At 67.5% G+C, this 17,661-nt stretch carries 19 protein-coding genes and 3 pseudogenes; 10 read left to right on the plus strand and 12 right to left on the minus strand.

The genetic code is table 11. The features are described 5' to 3' along the window. The first annotated feature begins 48 nt into the window (after positions 1-48). Entirely contained in the window at positions 49-1,818 is a 1,770-nt protein-coding gene (locus BN4332_RS01765) for an LGFP repeat-containing protein (protein WP_235653994.1), read from the plus strand. A 36-nt stretch (positions 1,819-1,854) separates the two neighbouring features. On the opposite strand, the pseudogene lexA reads toward BN4332_RS01765, so the two are convergent. After that, a pseudogene (gene lexA / locus BN4332_RS01770) lies at positions 1,855-2,265 on the minus strand (transcriptional repressor LexA); the annotation flags it as partial. Between lexA and BN4332_RS01775 the strand changes: the two are divergent. Continuing rightward, positions 2,151-2,552: pseudogene (locus tag BN4332_RS01775) on the plus strand (LysM peptidoglycan-binding domain-containing protein); the annotation flags it as partial. The pseudogenes lexA and BN4332_RS01775 sit on opposite strands and share 115 nt — an antisense overlap. A gap of 164 nt (positions 2,553-2,716) precedes the next feature. Next, positions 2,717-3,172, plus strand: coding sequence for a transcriptional regulator NrdR (gene nrdR, locus BN4332_RS01780; RefSeq protein WP_019348288.1), 456 nt, complete (start codon positions 2,717-2,719; stop codon positions 3,170-3,172). Positions 3,173-3,181: 9 nt separating this feature from the next. Here the strand turns inward: nrdR and BN4332_RS01785 are convergent, their stop codons facing one another. The 4 genes from BN4332_RS01785 to sthA all read right to left on the minus strand — a co-directional run bounded on the left by BN4332_RS01785 (position 3,182) and on the right by sthA (position 7,574). After that, the gene (locus tag BN4332_RS01785; RefSeq protein ID WP_066896794.1) at positions 3,182-3,868 is read right to left on the minus strand and encodes a PhzF family protein; all 687 of its coding nucleotides are present in this window, start codon (positions 3,866-3,868) and stop codon (positions 3,182-3,184) included. 65 nt (positions 3,869-3,933) lie between these two features. Then, complete coding sequence (locus BN4332_RS01790) at positions 3,934-4,956, minus strand: alpha/beta fold hydrolase (protein WP_066896795.1); 1,023 nt, start codon at positions 4,954-4,956, stop codon at positions 3,934-3,936. A 36-nt stretch (positions 4,957-4,992) separates the two neighbouring features. Beyond that, positions 4,993-6,018: a proteasome assembly chaperone family protein gene (locus BN4332_RS01795; protein ID WP_066896797.1), complete on the minus strand. Its 1,026-nt coding sequence runs from the start codon at positions 6,016-6,018 to the stop codon at positions 4,993-4,995. A gap of 140 nt (positions 6,019-6,158) precedes the next feature. Beyond that, positions 6,159-7,574 carry a Si-specific NAD(P)(+) transhydrogenase gene (sthA, locus tag BN4332_RS01800; protein WP_066896799.1) on the minus strand — a complete coding sequence of 472 codons (1,416 nt, stop codon included), beginning with the start codon at positions 7,572-7,574 and terminating at the stop codon, positions 6,159-6,161. A gap of 177 nt (positions 7,575-7,751) precedes the next feature. Here sthA and BN4332_RS35325 point away from each other — a divergent pair, with 177 nt between their 5' ends. Together BN4332_RS35325 and BN4332_RS35330 are read left to right on the plus strand one after the other, a co-directional pair. Continuing rightward, complete coding sequence (locus tag BN4332_RS35325; RefSeq protein ID WP_435405142.1) at positions 7,752-8,000, plus strand: DUF4192 family protein; 249 nt, start codon at positions 7,752-7,754, stop codon at positions 7,998-8,000. After that, a pseudogene (locus tag BN4332_RS35330) lies at positions 7,994-8,431 on the plus strand (DUF4192 domain-containing protein); the annotation flags it as partial. The gene BN4332_RS35325 and the pseudogene BN4332_RS35330, both read left to right, overlap by 7 nt. 4 nt (positions 8,432-8,435) lie before the next feature. Here BN4332_RS35330 and BN4332_RS01810 read toward each other — a convergent pair. From BN4332_RS01810 to BN4332_RS01820, 3 genes are all read right to left on the minus strand, one after another. After that, on the minus strand, positions 8,436-9,125 hold the full coding sequence (locus BN4332_RS01810) for an iron-dependent transcriptional repressor DtxR (protein ID WP_066896805.1): 690 nt from the start codon (positions 9,123-9,125) through the stop codon (positions 8,436-8,438). A 177-nt stretch (positions 9,126-9,302) separates the two neighbouring features. Then, positions 9,303-10,292 carry a sigma-70 family RNA polymerase sigma factor SigB gene (gene sigB / locus BN4332_RS01815; RefSeq protein ID WP_264076785.1) on the minus strand — a complete coding sequence of 330 codons (990 nt, stop codon included), beginning with the start codon at positions 10,290-10,292 and terminating at the stop codon, positions 9,303-9,305. Positions 10,293-10,409: 117 nt separating this feature from the next. Further along, positions 10,410-10,856, minus strand: a complete 447-nt coding sequence (locus tag BN4332_RS01820) for a DUF3099 domain-containing protein (protein ID WP_235653995.1) — start codon at positions 10,854-10,856, stop codon at positions 10,410-10,412. 60 nt (positions 10,857-10,916) lie between these two features. Between BN4332_RS01820 and BN4332_RS01825 the strand changes: the two genes are divergently transcribed. After that, complete coding sequence (locus BN4332_RS01825; RefSeq protein WP_003880577.1) at positions 10,917-11,153, plus strand: DUF3039 domain-containing protein; 237 nt, start codon at positions 10,917-10,919, stop codon at positions 11,151-11,153. On the opposite strand, the gene BN4332_RS01830 is transcribed toward BN4332_RS01825, so the two are convergent. Together BN4332_RS01830 and BN4332_RS01835 are read right to left on the minus strand one after the other, a co-directional pair. Continuing rightward, positions 11,143-12,168 (minus strand): YihY/virulence factor BrkB family protein, encoded by a 1,026-nt coding sequence (locus BN4332_RS01830; protein ID WP_074132938.1) that lies wholly within the window; start codon positions 12,166-12,168, stop codon positions 11,143-11,145. The genes BN4332_RS01825 and BN4332_RS01830 overlap by 11 nt on opposite strands. A 70-nt stretch (positions 12,169-12,238) precedes the next feature. After that, a complete protein-coding gene (locus BN4332_RS01835; RefSeq protein WP_066896811.1) occupies positions 12,239-12,430 on the minus strand; it encodes a DUF7455 domain-containing protein in 192 nt (63 codons plus the stop codon). Positions 12,431-12,600: 170 nt separating this feature from the next. Here BN4332_RS01835 and BN4332_RS01840 point away from each other — a divergent pair, with 170 nt between their 5' ends. From BN4332_RS01840 to BN4332_RS01855, 4 genes are all read left to right on the plus strand, one after another. Next, on the plus strand, positions 12,601-12,972 hold the full coding sequence (locus BN4332_RS01840) for a DUF952 domain-containing protein (RefSeq protein ID WP_066896813.1): 372 nt from the start codon (positions 12,601-12,603) through the stop codon (positions 12,970-12,972). A gap of 43 nt (positions 12,973-13,015) precedes the next feature. Continuing rightward, complete coding sequence (locus BN4332_RS01845) at positions 13,016-13,654, plus strand: TetR/AcrR family transcriptional regulator (RefSeq protein ID WP_066896815.1); 639 nt, start codon at positions 13,016-13,018, stop codon at positions 13,652-13,654. Between the two features lie 87 nt (positions 13,655-13,741). Then, complete coding sequence (locus BN4332_RS01850; RefSeq protein ID WP_066896817.1) at positions 13,742-14,938, plus strand: LLM class flavin-dependent oxidoreductase; 1,197 nt, start codon at positions 13,742-13,744, stop codon at positions 14,936-14,938. Then, positions 14,938-15,987: an alcohol dehydrogenase catalytic domain-containing protein gene (locus BN4332_RS01855; protein WP_066896819.1), complete on the plus strand. Its 1,050-nt coding sequence runs from the start codon at positions 14,938-14,940 to the stop codon at positions 15,985-15,987. Before BN4332_RS01850 ends, BN4332_RS01855 begins: the two co-directional genes overlap by 1 nt. Positions 15,988-16,077: 90 nt before the next feature. Here the strand turns inward: BN4332_RS01855 and BN4332_RS01860 are convergent, their stop codons facing one another. Both BN4332_RS01860 and BN4332_RS01865 read right to left on the minus strand, forming a co-directional pair. Then, the gene (locus BN4332_RS01860; RefSeq protein WP_066896821.1) at positions 16,078-16,851 is read right to left on the minus strand and encodes a glucose 1-dehydrogenase; all 774 of its coding nucleotides are present in this window, start codon (positions 16,849-16,851) and stop codon (positions 16,078-16,080) included. Beyond that, positions 16,851-17,648 carry an SDR family NAD(P)-dependent oxidoreductase gene (locus BN4332_RS01865; protein WP_066896823.1) on the minus strand — a complete coding sequence of 266 codons (798 nt, stop codon included), beginning with the start codon at positions 17,646-17,648 and terminating at the stop codon, positions 16,851-16,853. Before BN4332_RS01865 ends, BN4332_RS01860 begins: the two co-directional genes overlap by 1 nt. Positions 17,649-17,661 lie beyond the last annotated feature (13 nt).

The following is a 17,661-nucleotide window of genomic DNA, read 5'->3' on the forward strand; positions in this document are numbered from 1 at the left end:
CATTTCTGAGAGAACTTTGCCGAACGAGCGGGNGCCGGTGTGCTGGGCGTGCCCGCCGAAGACGAGTCGTTCGACGGCGACGTGATCTCGCAGAAGTTCACCGGTGGCGAGATCTCCTGGAACCGGAAGACGAAGGCGTTCACCACGGTTCCACCGGAGCTGGTCGATCAGCTGGCCGGCCTGGAGGTGCCGACGGACCCGGCCTCGGCGATCGCCATGGCGCGCCGCGCGGCCGGCGGGGCGATGGGACCGTTGGGAGCCAAGGACGGCGACCAGTACCCGATCGGCGACGACGGCGTCGGGCAGAACTTCGCCGGCGGCAAGATCTTCTACACCCCGGCCACCGGGGCCAACGCCATCACCGGCCAGCTGCTGGAGAAGTACGAGAGCGTCGGCGGGCCCGAGGGCGATCTGGGCTTCCCGACGGCCAGCGAGGCCGAGGGCGGTCTGGGGCCGAACAGCCGGATCAGCACGTTCGCCGCGGCGGACAACCCCGTCATCTTCTGGACACCCGATTACGGCGCCGTGATCGTCCGGGGTGCGATGAAGGCGGCCTGGGACAAGCTGGGCGGGGCCAAGGGCACGCTCGGTGCCCCGATGGCCGACCAGACCGAGGACGGCACGGTCATCACCCAGCGGTTCAGCGGGGGTGCCATCTCCTGGGACCGCGCCGCCAACAAGTTCACCACCGAGCCGTCGAAACTCGCCTCCGAGCTGAGCGGACTGCAGGTCCCCGGGGCCGACCAGCCCCAGGCCGGCGGTCAGCAGCCGTCCGGCGCCGACGCCGACAAGCCCTTCACCTGGCGGTGGAGCTGGTGGTGGCTCATCGCCCTGGTCCCGGTCCTGTTGCTGGCGGCCCTGATCGTCGGCGCCGCGCTGTGGCACCGTCGCCGGGCCGGTGACGACGACGACTTCGATCACGACCCCTTCGACGACGATTACGACGACGGTCGCGAAACACACTATGACGACGGCCGATACGACGACGCCCGCTATGGCGCCCGCGGATACGACGAGGACGAGTACGGGCGTGACCATGGCGCCGAGTACGGCGGCGAGCCCGCTACGGCGCGCTTCGCCGGATCGGCCGAGGAATCGCCCGCCGCATCGCCGTACGACGGTCCGACCGACACGGCCATTCCGGTCAGTCAGTGGGCCGCCCCGCACGGTGCAGCGCGCGGCTACGGCTCTCCCGGCGAGGACGACGAGCCGCCGGAGGATTCGTCGCGGCTGGCCGGTCCCGAGGGATACGACGACTACGGCGATGACGACTACGAGGGCGACGACTTCGAAGAAGACGACTACGAGGACGATTTCGAGGACGACGACTTCGACGAGGAAGAGAACCTCGACGAGCCGATCGACGCCGACTTCGAGGAGGTCGCCGAAGGCGAGCAGGGCGATCTGGAGGCCGAACTCGCCGACGAGGACATGGCCGACACCAGTGCGCTCGCCAGTCCGGGGGCCGGTCCCGGCGAGGCATCCGCATTCGCCACCCTGGGTGGCCTGGCGGCCGGCGATCAGGACAACGTCGACACGGCGCCCACTCGTGTGATCACCGAGGCCGAGGCGTACGGCGGTGAGGCCCACAGTGGGCGTCACGCCGCGATCGAACTCGACGAGATACCCACGGCCACGGCGATCCACCTGCCGCTGGACGATCCGAACCGGGCGCCCGAGGGCTATCCGATCAAGGCCGACACCAAGACCGGCCGGTATTGGTCACCCGACAGCAGTGAATACGACGATGCGGTGGCCGAGATCTGGTTCGCCAGTGAGGAGTTCGCTCGCACGAACGGATTCGTGCGAGCGGACTGAGATCCTCGGCGGGGCGTCACCCACCCGGTCCTGGGATCAGATCTTGCGGATCACGGTGACGACCTTGCCGAGCACCGCTGCGTCGTTGCCCGGGATCGGGTCAAAGGCCGGGTTGTGCGGCATGAGCCAGACCTGACCGCGGGTGCGCTTGAAGGTCTTGACGGTGGCCTCGCCGTCGATCATGGCCGCCACGATGTCGCCGTTGTCGGCCACGCTCTGCTGGCGCACCACCACCCAGTCGCCGTCGCAGATCGCGGCGTCGACCATCGAATCGCCCACCACCTTGAGCAGGAACAGCGAGCCCTCGCCGACCAGCTCACGGGGGAGTGGGAAGACGTCCTNGGCCGGTGCGCCGGGTCCGGCGGCCGGAGCCCGCGCGGCCGGCCGGTGGTTCGATCCACTACCGCGGCACGGGTGTGCTGATGTCGCGGGCATCGCATCGCAGCCGTCCCATCACCCCGTTGACCACGGTGTTGTTGGCGCTGGTCGCGGCAGGCATCACGGTGTGGCTCGGGTTGGTGGCCCAAATGGGCGGCGTGCTGGGTACCGAGGCCACGATGCCCACCGAGCTCGCCGTGGTGCAGGTCAAGTCGGGCGAGACACTGCATCAGGTGGCCCGGCGCGTTGCCCCCGATGCCCCCGTTTCTCAGGTGGTCGAGCAGATCCGCGATCTCAACCAGCTCGAATCCTCCGCGGTCGACGCAGGCCAGACGCTGCTCGCCCCGGTTGGCTGAGCAGCCCGATGGCCGTTGAATCGTCCTGGCGGGCAGTCACACTGGCCGGCGGCGGCATGACCACCTACGCACCACTGGACCCGGCGGTGAGTCTCCCGCGGGCATCGCGGGTACGCTCAAGGGCGCTCGAACTAGTTGTCCGGCGGCATGACGAAGGAGCGGTGATGCACTGTCCGTTCTGCCGTCATCCTGATTCGCGTGTGGTCGATTCCCGCGAGACCGACGAGGGCCAGGCCATCCGGCGCCGGCGGTCCTGCCCGGAATGCGGCCGGCGGTTCACCACCGTGGAGACTGCGGTGCTGGCCGTGGTGAAGCGCAGCGGGGTGACCGAACCGTTCAGCCGGGAAAAGGTCATCCGTGGGGTGCGCCGGTCCTGCCAGGGCAGGCAGGTCGACGATGACGCGCTCAACGTGCTGGCGCAGAAGGTCGAGGACGCCGTCCGTGGTCTCGGCACCCCGGAGATCCCCAGCCACGAGGTCGGTTTGGCCATCCTCGGGCCGCTTCGGGAACTGGATGAGGTGGCCTACCTCCGATTCGCCTCGGTGTACCGCTCGTTCTCGTCGGCCGAGGATTTCGAACGCGAGATCGAGGCACTGCGGGCCCACCGAGCCGAGGCCTAGTTCACCGGCTCACTCCAGGCGGGTGGTGCCGTCGTTGACGACGCGGCCGGCGATGCGTACCCAGCCCTCCGGGCTCCATCGGGTTTCGATCACCGAACCCTTTCCCTGCACGATCGTCAGGTCACGGCTCAGATAGTCGGTCATCCGCACGGCCGCCGCGCCGGTGGCCTCATCCTCGCGGATACCCAGGTGTGCGGCGAACATCCGGGACCGCACCACGCCGGCATCCCGGTCGAGCCAGGTCCACAGGTAGTTCTCCACATCGTCGGCGTAGTCGTCCGGTTCGGCGGCGAAAAGTTCGTCGGTCGAGGACAGGTCGTGGATGGCGAACTCCGGAGCCCACTCCGAACGGGCGCTGACCGCGGCCAGGTCGCCGTCGTAATCGACCTGAACGATCCCGGCGGGAACCTGCAGTGTGCGTACCGGCCGTCCGATGTCACGCAGCCACCACGACGCCCCGACCGTGGGATGTCCCGCGAAGGGCATCTCGGCGACCGGGGTGAAGATGTGGGCATGTGCCGAGCTGCCGCCCGGCTGCGGTAGGTCGATGAATACGGTTTCGCTGTAACCCAATTCGGCGGCGATGCGTTGACGATCACCCGGTGCGACGGTGCTGTTGTCAACGACACCAAGGGGATTGCCGTACTTGCCCTCGGAGTCGGTGAATACGCGTAACACGGTGACGTCGATGGCCATAGACCGATGCTACGTTGCGACGCGTCCTCGCCGGGTGGATCAACCCGCGTCGGGGGTGAGGTGGGTCAGGTCGCGCTGCGCTCGTCGGCGTCCATCGCGTCCAGCACCGCGACCTGGGTGTCGAGCGGTCCGCTGATCGCGGTATCGCTTCGCCCGGTGCGCAACAGCCGGCGCAGCCGATCCTGGTCGTACACCGATGGATCGGTGGAGTCGATGAAGCGTTCGACCACCTCGACGAAGCGGTCGGGGTCGTCATGAAACGGGAAATGCCCGGATCCGGGGAAGATCTCCAACTGGGAACCGGGCATGGCGGCATGTGCCATCTTGGCGTGGCTGACGGGGATGACCGAATCGCGTGAGCCCCAGATCAACTGGACCGGAACGGATTCGGTCAGATAACAGCGGTCCAGCATGGTCACCACCTGGCCACGCCAATCCACCACGGCGCGCAAGGTCCGGGCGAACGCCGACGATGCGGTCGGCTCAGGGAGGTCGGCCAGGATGCGCAACATGTCCGGAATGTCCTGCCCGAGACCGGTCGAGCCCAGCACCGTGCCCGCGGCGCGGCCGACGAGCTGCAGCGCCGGCAGCACCAGGGGCAATCGCAGCAGGGCCAGCGCCTCGCTGCCCATCGGCAGGGAGGCGACCCGCAACGCCGCATTGACGTCCTTGGTCACCCCGCCGGCGCCGACGAGGATGAGACGGTCCACCAACTGCGGGAATTGGTAGGCGAACTGCATGGCCACGCCGCCGCCCAGGGAATGGCCGATCACGGTCACCCGGTCGATGTCGAGCACGCTGAGCAGGTCGCGCATGCCGTTGGCGTAGGCCGCGACGGAATAGTCGGCACGGGGCTTGTCAGAACTGCCGTGGCCCAGCAGGTCCGGCGCGATGACGGTGAACCGCTGCGCCAACGTCGATTGCACGGTGTGCCAGGTGGTCGAGTTGTCCCCGATGCCGTGGATCAACAGGATCGCCGGCCCGGAGCCGGCTACCCGGAACGCCCGCCGGTATCCGTGAATCGTCCGGAATTCGAGCGTCGGAGTGAGCTCGCGGACGGTTCGCAGATGGGTTTTGCGCTCGGTCATGGTGGTCAACCTCGCTCTCAGCCCGGCACCGGGCTCCTATGAGTGGCTGTCGCCGTTCGGGAATCCGTCGCCGAACCCGTCTCGTCCGTCCTTGTACTTGTCGTCTTTGTACTTGTCGCCGGTCTGCTGGGCGAGGAACCGTTCGAACTCGGCGCCCAGCTCGTCACCGCTGGGCAGCTCCTCGTCCCTCGCCAGCAGAGACCGATTCTCCTGTGCGGCAACGAACGCATCGTACTGGCGCTCCAACCCCGTCACCACCTGAGCGACCTCGGCACTGGCCTCTACCTGCTCATTGATCTTGCTGTACACCTCCGCGCCGGCCTCGGACAGCTTCTCCAGCGGCAGTTGCAGCGAACCTGTTCGGGCCACCTCGGCCAGCAACGCCTCGGCGGCCGGCGGGTAGGCCGTCTGCGCCAGATAGTGCGGCACGTGCACGGTGTAGCCGACCACTTCGTGGCCGTGCTGCGCCATCCGGAACTCGAGCAGGTTGGACACACTGGCCGGCACCTGGACCTCCCCGACCCACGGCGTGTGGTCGGCGATCAGCTCCTTGTCGTTGGCGTGTGCGGTGAGCATCACCGGGCGGGTGTGCGGCACCGCCATCGGAATGGTGCCCAGCCCGATCACCCGCCGGACCCCGAGCTGTTCGGACAGCAGCCGCACCGCGGTGATGAAGCGCTCCCATCGCAGGTCGGGCTCCAACCCGGCCAGCAGCAGAAACGGCGTGCCCACGTTGTCGTGCAGCGCGTACAGGTTGAGCTCGGGCTCCTCGTAGCCGGTGAAGTGGTCCGTCTTGAACGTCATCAGCGGTCTGCGGGACCGGTAGTCCAGCAGCTCGTCGATGGCGAAGGAGGCCACCAGTTCGGTGTCGAGGGTGTCCTTCAGGTGCTCGGCGGCGAGCCGGATCGCGTGGCCTGCGTCGGAGAACCCCTCCAGGGCGTGGATCAGCACCGGGCCGCGGCCGTCCGACGACGAAAGCTGCGGCGCCGGGAATTCGAGCTCGTACATGCCGCTCTGGTCGGGCTGGTAGTGCTGTTCGGGGGTATCGCTGCTGTCGGTCATCTCGCTTCGTCTCCTCGTTGCGGCAGGGGCGCTGTGACGGCCTGCCACCGTTGTATCCAGTGTCTCGCATACCCACGTCGCGGGTTCGTGCCGCCCCGNGGGCCCGGCGACGCGGCGCCGGCGGCGCTCGGCTCCGACTGTTAGCCGCGGAACTGGCTCAGCGCGCGCAGCTTGTTCATCACGTCGAGGGCCGCGACCTTGTAGGCCTCCGAGAACGTCGGATAGTTGAACACGGCGTCGACCAGGTATTCGACGGTGCCGCCGCAACCCATGACGGCCTGGCCGGTGTGCACCATCTCGGTGGCGTTGGTGCCGAAGATGTGCACGCCCAGCACCCGCAGATCCTCGGTGGACACCAGCAGTTTGAGCATGCCGTAGGAATCGCCGGCGATCTGGCCGCGAGCCAGTTCGCGGTAGCGCGACACCCCCACTTCATAGGGGATCGAGTCCTTGGTCAGCTCCACCTCGGTGGCCCCGACGAAGGACACCTCGGGAATCGAGTAGATGCCGATCGGCTGCAGGCTCATCATGCCCTTGGTCGGTTCGCCGAAGGCGTGGTAGGCGGCCAGCCGGCCCTGTTCCATCGACGTGGCGGCCAGGGCCGGGAATCCGATGACGTCGCCGACGGCGTAGATGTGGTCGACCTTGGTGGTGAAGTTGTCGTCGACGTAGATGCGGCCGCGGCTGTCGGCTTCCAGTCCGGCGTTGGCCAGGTCGAGCTGATCGGTCTGGCCCTGGCGCCCGGCCGAGTACATCACGGTCTCGGCGGGGATCTGCTTGCCGCTGGCCAGGGTGGTCACCGTGCCGGCCGGGCCGACGTCGACCGCGGTCACCTCCTCGCCGAACCGGAACGTAACCGCGAGGTCGCGGAGATGGAACCGCAACGATTCGATGATCTCGGGATCGCAGAACTCCAGCATGGTGTCGCGCTTCTCGACCACGGTCACCTTGGTGCCAAGCGCGGCGAACATCGAGGCGTACTCGATGCCGATCACCCCGGCGCCGACCACCACCATCGAGGCGGGCAGCGTCGTGAGGTCGAGGATGCCGTCGGAATCCAGGACCCGCGCCTCGTCGAACTTCACCCCGGCCGGCCGGGCCGGTTTGGTCCCGGTGGCGATGACGACGAAACGGCCACGGACCGAGACGAGTTCGGCGCGGGTGGGGTCCTCGACGACGATGGTGTGTTCATCGGAGAACCGCCCGAGCCCGGTGTACAGCTCGATCCGGTTGCGCATGAGCTGCGACCGCACCACGTCGTTCTCCTTGCCGATGACGTGCTGGGTGCGGGACAGCAGGTCCACCGGGGTGATCTTGTCCTTGACGCGGTAGCTCGCGCCGTAGAGCTCGCGCTGGCTCATCCCGGTCAGGTAGACGACGGCCTCCCGAAGCGTCTTGGACGGAATGGTGCCGGTGTTGACGCACACTCCGCCGAGCATCATGCCCCGCTCGATCACCGCGACGGACTTACCGAGCTTCGCCGCGGCGATGGCGGCGCGTTGCCCGCCGGGCCCCGAACCGATGACGACGAGGTCATACTCCTGCATCGAACCCATGGCACAACTGTCTACGCGGGGTCGCCTGCACGGCACATGTGGCCGACGCCGAATAGCCGGTGAACATATGTCGCCGGAGTTATCCCCAGCCGGATTCATCCCCAGCGGCGGCGATTCCCACCGTGCCGCCCAGTTCGGCTCGCGGTGGGTGACGGCACCGGTTGGCACGGTCGGCGCATGACCACTCCACCGCCGTCCGGCCCCCATTTCGATTTCCATCTCAGCCATCCCGGTGCGCTGATCGCCGCCATCCCCGCGGTCCTCGGTTTCGTGCCGCAGGACAGCCTCGTCCTGGTCACCGTCGACCGCGGTGAGCTCGGCTGTGTCCTGCGCGCCGACCTCGCCGACGACATGACCGGCCGCATCGAGCACCTCGCTGAACTCGCGGCGGCGGCCGGGGCCGACTCGGTGATNAGGCCGCGCTGACCGCGGCCCGGCAGGTGGCCACGGGCGACCAACCCGGCCGCGACGAGCTGGTGCGCTTGGCCCTCGGGCTGGCCGACCCCAGGGTTCGCGACACGCTCTACGCCCTGGCTGTCGGGGAGTGCGCCGAACAGGCCGAGGCCTTGTGGGCGCTGCTGGCCCGTAATCTGCCTGACCCGTGGCGCGTGGAAGCGCTTGTTCTGCTTGCCTTTTCGGCGTACTCCCGCGGGGACGGCCCGCTGGCCGGGGTATCGCTGGACGCCGCCCTCACGGCGCGGCCAACGCATCGGATGGCCGGCATGCTCGACACCGCACTGCAATCGGGAATGCGTCCCGATCACATCCGCGAGCTGGCGCTCACCGGATACCGGTTGGCCGAGCAGGTCGGCGTGCAGCTGCCGCCCCGGCGCGGGTGGGGCCGGCGGGCGGGTTGAGTGACTAGACCTTTTCGACGCGGACCGCGTGCGCCATGTGATGGGGGAGCTCGACCTGCTCGTGCCCGGGGATCACGATCATCACGCCACCGTGATCGTTGGCCTCGACGGTGACCCTCGCATTCGGCACCACGCCGGCGTCCTTGAGCCGGCCGATGAGTTCGGTGTCGCCCTGAACGTGCTCGGTCAGCTGACGCACCACCACGGCCACCGGCAGCCCGACCGGGAGCTCGGTGAGCCGGACCAGGCTGACGTCATCGAAACCGGCCGAGCCGACTCCGAGGTCCGACAAACCGGGGATGGGATTGCCGAACGGAGAAGTGGTCGGGTTGTCGAGCACCTGAACCAGGCGCCGCTCGACGTCCTCGCTCATGACGTGCTCCCAGCGGCAGGCCTCGGCGTGGACGTCCTCCCACGGCAGCCCGATCACATCGACGAGCAACCGCTCGGCCAGGCGATGCTTGCGCATCACCGCGACCGCGAGGGCGCGGCCCTTGTCGGTCAATTCCAGGTGCCGGTCACCGGCGACATGCAGCAGACCGTCGCGTTCCATCCGCGACACCGTCTGGCTGACCGTCGGGCCGCTCTGGTCGAGCCGCTCGGCGATACGGGCACGCAACGGCACCACGCCCTCTTCCTCGAGGTCGTAGATCGTCCGTAGGTACATCTCGGTGGTGTCGACCAGATCGTTCATGCGCGCCTTCCCAGCCCAAACGTCAACGCACAGTCTACCGTTTCCGGCGTTTGAACTGCGGCGCAACATCGGGGCGTCGGGCACGTCACATCGGGTGGCAAAACCACAGGACGGGGCCCGGATACGCGATGTGCCCCGCCGGGGACCCGGCGGGGCACATCGATGAGCTCGGTACGACTAGCTGGCGTAGGAGCGGAGCCGGTCGGCACGCTCGCCGTTGCGGAGCTTGGCCATCACCTCACGCTCGATCTGGCGGACCCGCTCGCGGGACAGACCGAACAGCTTGCCGATCTGGTCCAGGGTGCGGGGCTGGCCGTCATCGAGGCCGAACCGCAACCGGATCACCTGCTGCTCGCGCTCGTCGAGGGTGGCGAGCACGTGGCGGATGTCGGTGTGCAGCAGCTCGGAGATGACCGCGTTCTCGGCCGACATCGCCTCGGAGTCCTCGATGAAGTCGCCCAGCGGCGCCTCCTCGTCGGTTCCGACCGGCATGTCCAGGCTCACCGGGTCGCGGCTGTGCTCCAGCAGGTCGTTGATCTTCTCGACCGGGATGCCCGACTCCTCGGCCAGTTCCTCGTCGGTGGCCTCACGGCCCAGGTTCTGGTGCATCTCGCGCTTGATCCGGGCCAGCTTGTTGACCTGCTCGACCAAGTGGACGGGAAGCCGGATGGTGCGGCTCTGGTCGGCCATCCCGCGGGTGATGGCCTGGCGGATCCACCAGGTGGCGTACGTGGAGAACTTGAAGCCCTTGGTGTAGTCGAACTTCTCCATCGCCCGGATCAGACCCAGGTTGCCCTCCTGGATCAGGTCCAGCAGTGGCATGCCCCGGCCGGTGTAGCGCTTGGCCAGCGACACCACCAGGCGCAGGTTGGCCTCGAGCAGGTGCCGGCGCGCGGCCTCGCCGTCGCGGACCACCGCGGCCAGATCCCGCTTGCGGTTCTCGCCCAGGCGCTTCTTGGTGTTCAGCACATGCTGGGCGTACAAGCCTGCCTCGATGCGCTTGGCGAGCTCTACCTCATCGGCGGCGTTGAGCAACGCCGTTTTGCCGATGCCGTTCAGATACACGCGCACGAGGTCGGCGGCAGGGCTCTGGGCGTCCAGATCACTGTCGACGCGGCTTGTGGTGGCATTTGCCATGACGGCCTCCTGATCGGCTCGAACTGTCATGACCTACAACGTCGTAGGCGTCATGAGAGTTCCCGCCGATCCGCGGATTCATGCCCGTTGAGCTGCAGTTTTTCCGAGCTGACCTGAGAATGTCCTGAGAATGGCTAAAGAAGCCGCTCAGCTGGGGGCATCGTGGTCGGACCGCGCCGCGTCCGGTTGCGGTGGCATAACCCATTCACTCTGTAACGCCGGCCGCTCCGCGGTGGGGAACAGCGGGATCCGGTTCCCGTGCCCGGAGTAACGGCGCGGCTCCTCGGCCCGTCGCGGGGGACGGTCGTTGGCGATCAGCACCGCCATCCAGGGCAGCGGGATCGAGACCAGGATGATGGCGAGCGAGATGAGCCCGTTCTGCCAGATGTTGTAGGCGACGGCGGCCAGGATGAGAGCCGGGATCCGGAATGCCATCAACGTCAGGTACTTGCGGACGCGTTGCCGATGCTGCTCCTCGTAGGCGGGGGCGGCACGGGTGATGAGGACTGGGCGGGCTTCAGCGCCGAAATCGTCGCCGGAATCGTCGTTGAAACTCAGCTCATGGCTTTGTTTCATGCCTCTACTGTTCCACATCGCTGCCGGGCCGTGACAGCTGGATTTCCCTGTGCACCGCAGCCAGGCACAATGGAAAACATGCAGACCCAGACCATCGAGCGCCCGGACACCGACGAACGCGTCGACGACGGGACCGACGACGACAGCCCCAAGTTCTTTCATTACGTCAAGAAGGACAAGATCGCCGAGAGCGCCGTCATGGGTACGCATGTGGTTGCGCTGTGCGGCGAGGTGTTCCCGGTGACGAAGTCGCCCAAGCCGGGCTCCCCGGTGTGCCCGGACTGCAAGAAGATCTACGAGCAGCTCAAGAAGTAGGCGGCTGCCGAGACGGTTCGACGGGCTCGGGCACCGGGGTGGCGGCCGGTGTCTGGCCGCCGCCCTCGGAGTCGCTGACGGTGCCGTTGGCGGTGCCGTTGAGCGCCTTCACCTCCAGCCATTCCCGCAGTCTCCTGGCGTGGGTGTCCGAAGCGGGCCACTCCTCTTGGATCGCGGCGTTGAGTTCGGCGCCGAACATGATGGCGAACCCCAGGAAGAACGCGAACAACAAGAACGCGATCGGCGTGGCCAGTGCGCCGTAGGTGTAGCCGGTGCTGGTGATCCAGGTCAGGTAGATCCGGAGCCCGAAGGTGGCGACCAGGAACACCACGGTCGCCAGCACCGCGCCGAGCACCAGGCGGTGCGTCGGGATCGGCGCGGGCAGTGACACCCGGTACAGGATCGTCACGCCGACCAGCACGGCCAGGAACAACGCCGGGTAGTAGCCGTAACGCAGCACGTTGTCCCAGCTGTCGGGGATGTGCTCGGAGATCGCGCGCGGTCCCAGTGCCAGCAGCGGTGCCATCGCGATCGCGAAGACCAGCATGACCACGTAGAGACCCAGTGCGTAGAAGCGCTGTCGCACCGGATGGCGCAACGGGGTCTGATCGTGGGCCTCGACGATGGAGTCGACGAACGCCGACACCGCCGACGAGCCGGCCCACAGCGAGATCACGAAGCCCACCGACACCACCTCGCCACGGGCTCCTCGCACGATGTCACGGATCGTCGGCTCGATGATCTCGTTGACGACATTGGGCGAGAAGAAGCTGTTCGCCGCGTTGATCAGCTGATCCTGGATCGTCGGCAGGGTGTCCGGCCCGAACAACGGCGCGATGTAGGCCAGGCTGCCGAGCATCCCCAGCAGTAGGGGAGGCAGTGACAACGCGCACCAGAACGCCGCCTGTGCCGACTCCGAGAAGATGGAGTCGTCCCAGCTCTTCGACAACGTGCGTCGAGTGATGTGCCAGATGTGGTGGCGTGATGGTGGTACTGGAAGTGGCTGGCCAGTCATGACCAGTCAAGCATTACTGACGAAACGTGCTCCTGCCCAGGCGGGTGGTCTCCGATGGCGGTGTCGACCGTCAGGCGTCTGCCGGGCTGGTTTCCAGCACGGCCGCCAGCTGGATCAGCTTGGCTTCGTGTTCATTGGCGTGGTGCTGGCAGAAGAGCAGCTCGGCTCCCGAGGGCAGCTTGGCGCGCACCCGTGCGGCCGCACCACAACGGTCGCAGCGGTCGGCTCTGGTTAGCTCCGGGCTTGTCAGAGTTGCGTTCATGGCTCCTCCGTCTTCTGCTCTGCGCATCCCGGCAAAGGCGCCGGGACTGCGTATCTCTACTCTGTCAGACGTTTTGGATTCCGGCCTTGTTCCCCAAGGGTTCACCGGTGTGTCGTGTCTCACTCGCCGGCGGTGTTGCTGGCCCGGCGAGCCGGCGGTAAGCATCGGTCATGCCTCCGTCGCTTGTCCTGGTTCACATGTGCAGCGCCGACGACTGGGCGGCGGCCCAGCACAGCGGCGAACTGCGGCCGGACTCACTGCCCACGCAGGGGTTCGTGCATCTCTCGACCCCCGAACAGGTACATCTGCCGGCGAACCGGCTGTACCCCGGGCGCCGTGACCTGGTCCTGCTGCACATCGATCCGGCGAAGCTGTCGGATCCGGTGCGCTGGGAACCCGGTGTGCCAACGGACCCGGACGCGATGTTGTTCCCGCACCTGTACGGGCCGCTGCCGGTGGCTGCGGTGACGTCCACCACGGCCTACCTGCCCGACGCTGACGGGCGGTTCATGCCACCCCCGGGCGACACGCCGCGTTCGTAACGCACAGCGCGGGGCGGTGCGCGACGCGTGACATGCTCATCGCGTGTCCGGCACGGCCCAGAATCGGCAGGGCGCGGCCACCCGGCTGCGTCTGGTGAAGGCTGCCGAGCGCCTGTTCGCCACCCAGGGGGTGGACGCGGTGTCGGTACGTGCGGTCAATGCGGCGGCCGGCCTGGGGGCCGCCTCGGTGCACTACCACTTCGGTTCCAAGGACGAGCTGTTGCGTGCGGTGCTGACCGATGTCGGTGCCCCGGTGCGCGACGAGATCGCGGCCAACATGGCCGCGCTCGCGGGTGATGACACCCCGCCGAGCCCCGACGCGCTGGTGCGCGCGGTCACCGAGCCGTACCTGAAACTGCTGCTGCGCCACCGGGTCCGGGGCATGCGGTGGATCAAGATCATCGCGCAGATCTCACAGGAGAACCATCCGGTGTTGCTCGATACCGAGCAGCGCCTGCCCGACGAACTGTTCGCCCAGGTGCAGCGCGCATTCCCGGATTCCGATCCGGCGCGCCTCGAGCTGCGCTGGGCGATCTCGATCATGAACTTCATCCAGGCCTTGAGTCGCGCCGACGAATGGCGGCGCGGCGGCAGCCGGTTGTCCGAGACGGAGCTCCGGGACTTCTACGAAGACCTGGTGAGTTTCGTTGTCGGCGGGGTCGATCGACTACTCGGTTCCTGACCGATCCAAGCGCATCGTGCGGGGTTTCGCGCGAGGGAATTTATGGATCACTTGATCCAATCATTCGCTCCAGATAGGGTCCGGTTCATGTGGAAAGCGAGTTCGATCAAGTTCGGCGCGTTCCTGGCGCCCTATCACCCCCTCAACGCCGACCCGGCACTACAGCTCCGCCGCGACATCGACCTGATGCAGCATCTCGACCACCTCGGCTTCGATGAGGCCTGGATGGGCGAGCATCACTCGACGGGCTCTGAGATCGTCCCGGCCCCAGATGTTTTCATCGCCGCCGCGGCCGAACGCACCGAGCGGCTCCGGTTCGGCACCGGCGTGATGTCACTGCCGTACCACCATCCGCTCGTCACCGCCGACCGCATCACCCAGCTCGACCTGCAGACCCGCGGCAGGCTGATCGTGGGCACCGGGCCGGGCAAGATCCCGCTGGACGCGCACATGATGGGGATCGACCCGATCGATCAGCGCCGCATGCAGGGCGAAGCGCTGGAGGCGGTGCTGAAGCTGCTGCGCGGCGAGGTCGTCAACATGGAGACCGACTGGTTCACCCTGCGCGACGCCCGGGCCCAGCTGCCCACATACGATCCGGCGGGTATCGAGGTGGCGACCGCGTCGACCATCTCCCCGAACGGCTCGGTGCTCGCCGGAACGCACGGTCTGTCCCTGCTGTCGCTGGCCGCCAGCTCGCCCAGCGGTTTCGAGGTACTCGACCGCAACTGGGGTGTATATGAGAAGGTTTCGGCCGAGAACGGGTTCCGGGCCGACCGCTCCACCTGGCGGCTGGTCAATCCGATCTTCATCGCCGAGACCCGCGCCGAGGCCGAACGGGCGGTCAGCCGCCGGATCCACGCCATCGCCGAGTACGTCAACCGGCAGCAGGGCATCAGACCGGACTGGGCGCAGACTCCCGAGGGCATCATCAATCAGTGGCGCACCGACAATCTCGGTGAGTTCGGGCAGGTCATCATCGGCACCCCCGAAGACGCGATCGCGCAGATCGAGCGGCTCATCGAGAAGACCGGCGGATTCGGGACGCTGCTGATCATGCATGTCGACATGGCGAGCTGGGATGACACCCTACGTAGCTACGAGCTGTTCGCCTCCGAGGTCATCCCGCACTTCAAGAACCGCAACGCGGGCCGGCAGGCCAGTCTGCAGTTCGCCGAGGACAATTCGGAATACCTGCTCGGCGGTCTGATCGGGGCCATCACCAAGGCGCACACGGACTACTACGGCCGGCCGGCCGACCAGCTCGCCGGGCAGGGCGCCTGATGCGCGCGGCGAAGTACTTCGAGGGCCGGTTCACCGTCACCGACGTCGACGAGCCGCCGGCCACGGGCCCCGGTCAGCTGCGTATCAAGGTTGCGGCCTGCGGCATCTGCGGCAGCGACCTGAGCATGTCCAAGGATCCCTGCCGGTTCGTCGAGGTGGCCGCGGGCGCCGGCTACCCGTTCGCGGTGTTCGATCACAGCAAGCCGGTGGTGCTCGGGCATGAGTACGCCGGGACCGTCGTCGAATGTGGTTCGGATGTCACCGATTTCGAGGTGGGCGACCGAGTCGCCGGAATCGGGGTGGCCACCGAGGCCAATGGCATGCCGACGATCATCGGCTATTCCAACGACTACCACGGAGCCTTCGGGGAGACGATCGTCGTCGACGCGTTCTGGGTGCGCAAGGTGCCCGACGGGTTGTCGCTCGAGCACGCGACGCTCGCCGAACCGCTGCACGTCGGCGAGATGCATGTCCAGCAGTCGGGCCTGACCGAGGCTGACGCCGCCCTCGTGATCGGTTGTGGCTCGATCGGTCTCGGCACGATCCTGGCCGCCAAGGCGCACGGTGCGCACACGGTGATCGCTTCCGAGCCGTCGCCCAAGCGCCGCGAACTGGCGCTCAAGATGGGCGCCGACATCGTGGTGGACCCCGACGAGCAGGACCCCATCGAACTGTGGAACTCGATGCTCATGGAAGGCTGTGGCGGGAGCGGAATCCTGATCGCCTATGAGTGCAGCGGCCGGGTCGGCACGCTCGACAGGCTGACCCACACCCTCCCGTTCGGCTCCCGGATCCAGGTCGTGGCCTCACCTTTCGGGGAGGAGACGATCATCCCGGTGGTCGCACAGTTCCGGCAGATCGCGATCAACTTCGGCCATGGGCCCTACCACGAGGCCTACGAGACGGTGCTGAAACGGTTGGCCGACGGCGAGATCGACGCCGAGGCGATCATCACCGGCCGGGTCGGCCTCGACGGCCTGGGGGACGCGTTCACGGCGCTGCGCGACCCCGAAGCGCACGTCAAGATCCTGGTGCTGCCCGGGCAGTGAGTGCAGTGGCCTGACGTCGGTTGCGCTCGGCGAGCGTCGCGGAGCGCAACCGACGGCCCGATGTGCGGTTCCTGCCGTGCCGACCCGAACTCAGTCGGTGGGCACCGGCGTGACCGGAATCCGGCCCGCACTCGCGCCGCCGTCGACGGTCAGATCGGCGCCGGTGATGTACGACGAGGCATCCGACGCCAGGAATGCCACGACCTCGGCGACCTCGTCGGGAGTGCCGACGCGGGTCAGCGGTGCCCCCGGGTGCCCACCGAGTCCGCGGTGGACGTCGAGGTGGGCGATCATCGGCGTGTCGATCATGCCGGGGTAGACGGTGTTGACGCGAATGCCCAAGGGACCCAACTCGATTGCCGCGACCTTGGACATGCCGCGCAGGCCCCATTTGGACGCACCGTACGCCGTGTAGCCGGCAAGCCCCTGCACGCCGGCCTGCGACGAGATGTTGACGATCGATCCGCCGCCGGCAGCCTTCATGGGTTCGGTGACCGCCTGCATGCCGAGGAACGCGCCGATCAGGTTGACCCGCAGCATCTGCTCGAATCCGGGAGCGTCCTGCTCGGCCAGCGGCACCACCTTGCAGATGGCGGCGTTGTTCACCAGCACATCCAGCCGGCCGAACTCGGCGATCGCGGTGTCGACCACTGTCCGCCAGTCACCTTCGTTGGCGACGTCATGGCGGACGAAGCGGGCGGCGGCACCGATGGTCTCGGCGACCCGTCCGCCCTCCTCGACGAGGAGGTCGGTCAGCACCACCTTGGCGCCCAGTGTGGCGAACAACCGCGCCTCGGCCTCACCCTGTCCGCGGGCCGCGCCGGTGACGATCGCTACCTTGCCGGACAGATCGACCCCGGCCATCAGTCGCGGTCCTGGTCGATGCCGGTGAGCATGAGTTCGGAGACCCGGCGCGGGAATTCGGTGAACTTGGCCATCGCGACGATGTTGCGCGGCAGGATGACATGCCTGCGGTTGTGCTGAATGGCCTCGGCTATGGCCTCGGAAACCGCCACCGGGCACAGGGATTCGCGCGGGATCATCCGCCACCGGATGGACCGCTCGATGGTGCGCCGGGCCGGGCCGAAGGCCCGGATGTGATCGATCATGTCGGTCTTGACCTCGCCGATCTGGACCAGCGTGGTGCCCACCGGCTTGCCCCGGAGTTCGCCCCGGATACCGGCGGTGAAATGGCTCAGCCCGGCCTTCGACGTGCCGTACAGGGTCAGTCCGGGGCCCTGCGAGATCGCGCCCATCGACGACACGTTGACGATGTGGCCGCGTCCACGCTGGACCATCCGCGGTATCACCTGACGGCAGATCTCCATCGGTGCAGCGAGATTGACCTGCAGCAGATCGCGGATCTGCTCGGGGCTGACCTGGTGGAACCGGCCGACATGGTCGATACCCGCGTTGTTGATCACGATGTCCACCGGCCCGTCGGCCTCGATGCGGTCGATCAGAGTCTCCACCGCTGCCGGGTCGCCCAGATCGGTCGGATACGCCTTGCCGTCGAGCTCCTTGGCCAGCAGCTCGAGCGCGTCGCCGTTACGGGCCACCAGTGCCACGTCGACGCCGCGCGCGGCCAGCACTTCGGCGATGCTCTTGCCCAGCCCGCGGCTGGCGCCGGTGACGAGGGCGCGGGTGTTTCTCAGCTCCATGGGGTGCCTTTCA

It is taken from the genome of Mycolicibacterium houstonense (assembly GCF_900078665.2).
Classification (GTDB): Bacteria; Actinomycetota; Actinomycetes; order Mycobacteriales; family Mycobacteriaceae; genus Mycobacterium; species Mycobacterium houstonense.